We start from the raw sequence: 4,516 nt of genomic DNA, 5'->3' as shown, positions 1-4,516 counted from the left end.
ACGCATGCCATCCGTTGGCGAGAAATGGGCCGGCAGCCAGGTGCAAAGGGAGGCACGCCGGGCCAGCCGACTTCTGGCGGTCGCCGGCCATCCTTATATTCTATACGTCTAATATTAATGCAAGCGGCGCCAAAAAGCCTCCGGTGGACAATACATCGTCCGAAGCCGTCCGCTCCACTGGACGAAGCCTCGAGGACCCGCGCGGCGGCAATCTCGCCATCGCTCGGCAATTGGTTCCTGCTCGTTCAGTTTGCCGCTTTGCTATCGTGTACCGATCGAGCGGGCGGCGAAGGCAGGGCACGTTGATCCGCAGGCTGCTCGCTGAAGTAGAGCGAACTGCCGAGAACGAGGAACACGATGCCCACCGCCATCAATCCAACCATGAGCACGGCGATCGCCGTGCCTGGGCCATGGCCTGTCTTGATGATGGTGGATCGGTGGGGCATCGCGCCGTTCTCCAGATATGGCACACCAGGGGTGCCGAACCTTCGCGACAAACGACAAGCGCAGCCCGATGTTCCCCTGGCGGAGCTTCAATCGGTCAGATCGGGCTTTTGCTTTTTCCTGTAGGACCAAGGTCTTATCTGTTGTGCGCAAAAGTCCAAGGGGCCTTGTTCAGTTCCGATAATGTCCCTTGGATGTTCCGCTATTTTAGGTAAATCTGATATAAAGCCCAGCGGGAAAACTTAGCCAGCCAAGCACATTTTCCCGCGAAACGGGCATGGAAAATGTGGCTTTGGCAAGTTCAACAACAGGCAGTCATGTCTCGGGCGACGAATGGCTCACGTCTCGTCGAATGGGCCCTCGCGGTTCTGATCGCGCGTGATCGCGGCTTCTTCCTCATCATCGGGAAGGGCGTCGTCGCTGTCCTGGTACGCGTTATCGTCGTCCTCGTCGGGCAGATCGCCATCTTTTTCGATGCCGTAACGTATGTCGCCGTTTTCCGGCACGGACTCTGGCAGGATCTCGCCGCCCTTGATTGCATCCCAATCCTGCTGCTCGATGGTCGGCCCGTCCGCCTGCGGTGCGTCACCTTCGATATCGGCGCCTGGTTTGTTGCGCGGTGCCATGCTGGGCTCCTTTCCTTGAAAACTGGAGGCGAAACTCGGGGTGCCGGCGTTTGTTCCCGTGCTTGAAGTGCAGGCGTGCTTCTGGATTGCCGACAGCTGGCAGCCCCCGCCAGCACCCGCTGCCGTTCCCGGGTCGCCACCGTTGCCAAGTCGCCGCGCAATGGAGAGCGCGCAGTGGCGATCGGTCACTTACTTGCGAAGTTGCTAAAATAATGAAATGTTGTCCGCGGGAAATGGGAATGAGGCAGGGACTGATCGAAACCGCCGCGGTTTCGACGGTTTTGGGAAACCATGTATTTTGGACAGTTTCTCGTAGGAATGTCAGCCACGGCCATCATCGTCGCGGTCTGGACCTATATGGTCACCGGCTCTTTCTGGGAGGCATTTGCCTGGACGATAGCGACGCTGCTTGTCCTGCAGGTCGGCTACTTCGTGCTCATCGTGAGGCTGATCTTCAGGGGCTCGCACGATATCGCGCCGAGCCAGGATCCGGTAGACGCCTTCCCGCCATTGCGTCGCGACGGTGTCCGGCTTTAAGACCGGGTAGCCAGGATCACTCGCGCGTGTGCGCCCGGGCAATTCGGGGAACCTCGCCACCAGCGCGACCACGGTGTTTGGTCACCGAGACAGCGTCCGAGCATATCCCTGCCGGAGATTTCGGCGCAGCGTTATCGTGGGAACATGACGCATGCGCGACCAGCTTCGCATGGAGCTCAGGCCGTCAGGTGGAACAAGTGATGATGCTTCGCGTTCTCTAGCGGTACCGGTGAGGTTGCCACCTCCATCGGAACTGCCATGGCTCGCTCTGCTCCCGGCGGGGCGAGCCTTTTTCGTGCTCCCATCGTCCAGATAGAGGGACGCGAGGCTGATTTGACGCGGCGACAACAGGTGCTTCGCCAATCCGACTACAGCAGGAATTTTTCGTCCTCTAATGTCCGCACACATTTGTGCAGGTTTTCAAGCATTTCCGCGCTGTCTGCCGCATGTCTGATCAGCAACAAATTAATATCCGAGCCGAAAACGTAACATCTTCAATTCTGAAGTTCGATGGAACCGCATGGCAGCGGTGGAGTTTTTATGGAGGGCGGAATTCAATTGTCACTAGGAGACGGTCATGAAACTTTATCTTACAAGCGCGGCGGCCGCAGTCGTCCTGATGGGCGGCATTGGTGCGGCGCTGGCGGAGAGCGTCGTCGTCGTCCAGCCGGAGCAGGAGACGGTCGTTCGCGAATACATCAAGAGGGAACCGCTTGCCTCGGTGAACCTTCTGGGGGTCGAACTCAAGCTCGGCTCCTCGGTGCCGGACACTGTCGAATTGCGTGAGGTGCCCGACGTCAAATATCGCGTCGCCGTGATCAATGACCAGACGGTCCTCGTCGATCCGGAGACCCGCCAGATCGTTGAAGTGCTGCACTAAGGGGGGTTCCCGCAGCACTGGACCTTGGGGAAAACCCGCCCCGACGTCGCGTCGGTGGCGGGTTTCCTTTGCCGCGACCCGCTATGGCCTATTCGGCGGCCAGTCTATCCTGTGTCTTGGTCTCGAAATCGCTGGCGTCGTGGCGCTCATGCAATTGCATGGCAGGCTCGCCGAAAGCGCGGTTGACCATGCGGCCGCGCTTGACCGCCGGTCGTGCGTCGATCGCCTTGGCCCAGCGTTGCACATGTGTGTATTCCTGCACGGATAGGAACTCGGCGGAATCATTGTACATGCGGCCGAGCGCCAGCCCGCCATACCAGGGCCACACCGCCATATCGGCGATGGAATAGTCCTTGCCGCCGAGATATTCGGTCTCTGCCAGCCGGCGGTCGAGCACATCCATCTGGCGTTTCACCTCCATCGAGAAGCGGTCGATGGCATATTCGAACTTTTCCGGCGCATAGGCATAAAAGTGACCGAAGCCGCCGCCCAGATACGGCGCCGAGCCCATCTGCCAGAACAGCCAGGACAGCACCTCGGCGCGGGCCGGCTGTTCGGTCGGCAGGAATTCACCGAACTTTTCGGCGAGATAGACCAGGATCGAACCGGATTCGAAGATGCGCACCGGCGTCTTGCCGCTGCGGTCCATCAGGGCCGGGATCTTGGAGTTGGGATTGACCTCGACGAAGCCGCTGCCGAACTGGTCGCCATCGTTGATCCGGATCAGCCAGGCATCGTACTCGGCGCCCTTGTGGCCGCGCGCCAGAAGCTCTTCCAGCATGACGGTGACCTTGACGCCGTTCGGCGTCGCCAGCGAATAGAGCTGCAACGGATGCTTGCCGACGGGCAGTTCCTTGTCATGCGTCGGTCCGGCGATCGGCCGGTTGATGCTGGCAAAGGCTCCGCCGCTCGGCTTGTTCCAGGTCCATACTTTCGGCGGTGTGTAGTCGGTCATTTCGTGGCCTCGTGTCGGGGAAGGATGGCAGGTCGCCATAAACTAGGGCTGCGGATGTGTAAGTTCAACTTGCGTTGAACTATTATCGATGCCCGCAGGGCCAACATCGGCAATTGGGCACTTCCTCGCCCTTGCGCCTTCTCCGGCGTGGCATACCTATAGAAGATGTCACCAAAGCCCATCCAGGACAAAAGCATGACCATCAATCCCAATCCGCGCTCGGTCGTTGCCGTGCGGGCCACTGTCCCCGAAGATGCCTTTACGGCCAGCGCGCTTGGCACGCTCAGGGAAGGCAGCGGCGTCGTCATTCGCAATGACGGGCTGGTGCTGACCATCGGCTATCTCATCACCGAAGCGGAAGAGGTCTGGCTGACCAGCCATGACGGCCGCGTCATCCCCGCGCACGCGCTCGCCTATGACCAGGAATCGGGCTTTGGCCTGGTGCAGGCGCTGGCGCCGCTCGGCCTGCCGGCCGTGGCGCTGGGCGATGCCGGCAAGGCCAGGATCGGCGACGCCGTCGTGCTGGCCGACGGCATCGGCCAGTCGGTGCAGGCCAGGATCGTCACCAAGCAGGAATTCGCCGGCTATTGGGAATATCTGCTCGACGAGGCGATCTTCATTGCGCCCGCGCATCCGTCCTGGGGCGGTGCCGGGCTGTTCGGCGCCGACGGCTCGCTGCTCGGCATCGGTTCGCTGCGCCTGCAGATGAGCCGCAACGGCGAGGTTGCCGACATCAACATGGTGGTGCCGATCGATCTGTTGCCGCCCATTCTCGACGACCTCCTGACACGCGGCCAGGTGGCCAAGCCGCCGCGCCCGTGGCTCGGCGCCCTGTCGGCCGAAAGCGACGGCAGAGTGGTGGTGATGAGCGTGACCGAGGGCGGCCCGGCGGCCAAGGCCGGCCTGCGCCAGGGCGACATCATCTCCGACATCCGCGACGGCGCGGTCGACGGGCTGGCCGATTTCTATCGCAAGCTGTGGGAGAGCGGCTCGGCGGGGGCCGAGATTCCGATGCGGGTGCTGCGCGACGGCCGCGAAACCTGGCTGCGCGTCAAATCGGCCGACCGCGGCAGC

The 4,516-nt window shown here is 61.4% G+C and carries 6 protein-coding genes; 3 read left to right on the top strand and 3 right to left on the bottom strand.

Annotated elements, in window-relative coordinates; all coding sequences use genetic code 11:
• Positions 1-245 precede the first annotated feature (245 nt).
• Together EOC06_RS33150 and EOC06_RS33145 are read right to left on the bottom strand one after the other, a co-directional pair.
• A complete protein-coding gene (locus tag EOC06_RS33150) occupies positions 246-446 on the bottom strand; it encodes a hypothetical protein (RefSeq protein WP_128309777.1) in 201 nt (66 codons plus the stop codon).
• A gap of 336 nt (positions 447-782) precedes the next feature.
• Positions 783-1,070: a hypothetical protein gene (locus tag EOC06_RS33145; RefSeq protein ID WP_128309776.1), complete on the bottom strand. Its 288-nt coding sequence runs from the start codon at positions 1,068-1,070 to the stop codon at positions 783-785.
• Between the two features lie 318 nt (positions 1,071-1,388).
• On the opposite strand from EOC06_RS33145, the gene EOC06_RS33140 reads away from it, so the two are divergent.
• Together EOC06_RS33140 and EOC06_RS33135 are read left to right on the top strand one after the other, a co-directional pair.
• Positions 1,389-1,607, top strand: coding sequence for an exopolysaccharide production repressor protein (locus EOC06_RS33140; RefSeq protein ID WP_306462370.1), 219 nt, complete (start codon positions 1,389-1,391; stop codon positions 1,605-1,607).
• 577 nt (positions 1,608-2,184) lie between these two features.
• Positions 2,185-2,487 carry a DUF1236 domain-containing protein gene (locus EOC06_RS33135; RefSeq protein ID WP_027035237.1) on the top strand — a complete coding sequence of 101 codons (303 nt, stop codon included), beginning with the start codon at positions 2,185-2,187 and terminating at the stop codon, positions 2,485-2,487.
• An 88-nt stretch (positions 2,488-2,575) separates the two neighbouring features.
• On the opposite strand, the gene yghU is transcribed toward EOC06_RS33135, so the two are convergent.
• Positions 2,576-3,442 (bottom strand): glutathione-dependent disulfide-bond oxidoreductase, encoded by an 867-nt coding sequence (gene yghU, locus EOC06_RS33130; protein ID WP_128309775.1) that lies wholly within the window; start codon positions 3,440-3,442, stop codon positions 2,576-2,578.
• Between the two features lie 195 nt (positions 3,443-3,637).
• On the opposite strand from yghU, the gene EOC06_RS33125 reads away from it, so the two are divergent.
• Positions 3,638-4,516: S1C family serine protease (locus EOC06_RS33125; protein ID WP_164898880.1), on the top strand; the 879-nt coding region annotated here is incomplete at its 3' end.

Origin of the sequence: Mesorhizobium sp. M7A.F.Ca.MR.362.00.0.0, assembly GCF_004023175.1 — a bacterium.
Lineage (GTDB): Bacteria > Pseudomonadota > Alphaproteobacteria > Rhizobiales > Rhizobiaceae > Mesorhizobium.
Note: the sequence above shows the minus strand (reverse complement) of the source record. Positions and strands in the feature narration are given on the sequence as shown.

Excerpts from the sequence above, each read along its gene's own strand:
- EOC06_RS33135 (WP_027035237.1), top strand. The coding sequence starts at position 2,185 with ATGAAACTTTATCTTACAAGCGCGGCGGCCGCAGTCGTCCTGATGGGC.
- yghU (WP_128309775.1), bottom strand. The coding sequence starts at position 3,442 with ATGACCGACTACACACCGCCGAAAGTATGGACCTGGAACAAGCCGAGC.
- EOC06_RS33140 (WP_306462370.1), top strand. The coding sequence starts at position 1,389 with ATGTCAGCCACGGCCATCATCGTCGCGGTCTGGACCTATATGGTCACC.
- EOC06_RS33150 (WP_128309777.1), bottom strand. The coding sequence starts at position 446 with ATGCCCCACCGATCCACCATCATCAAGACAGGCCATGGCCCAGGCACG.
- EOC06_RS33145 (WP_128309776.1), bottom strand. The coding sequence starts at position 1,070 with ATGGCACCGCGCAACAAACCAGGCGCCGATATCGAAGGTGACGCACCG.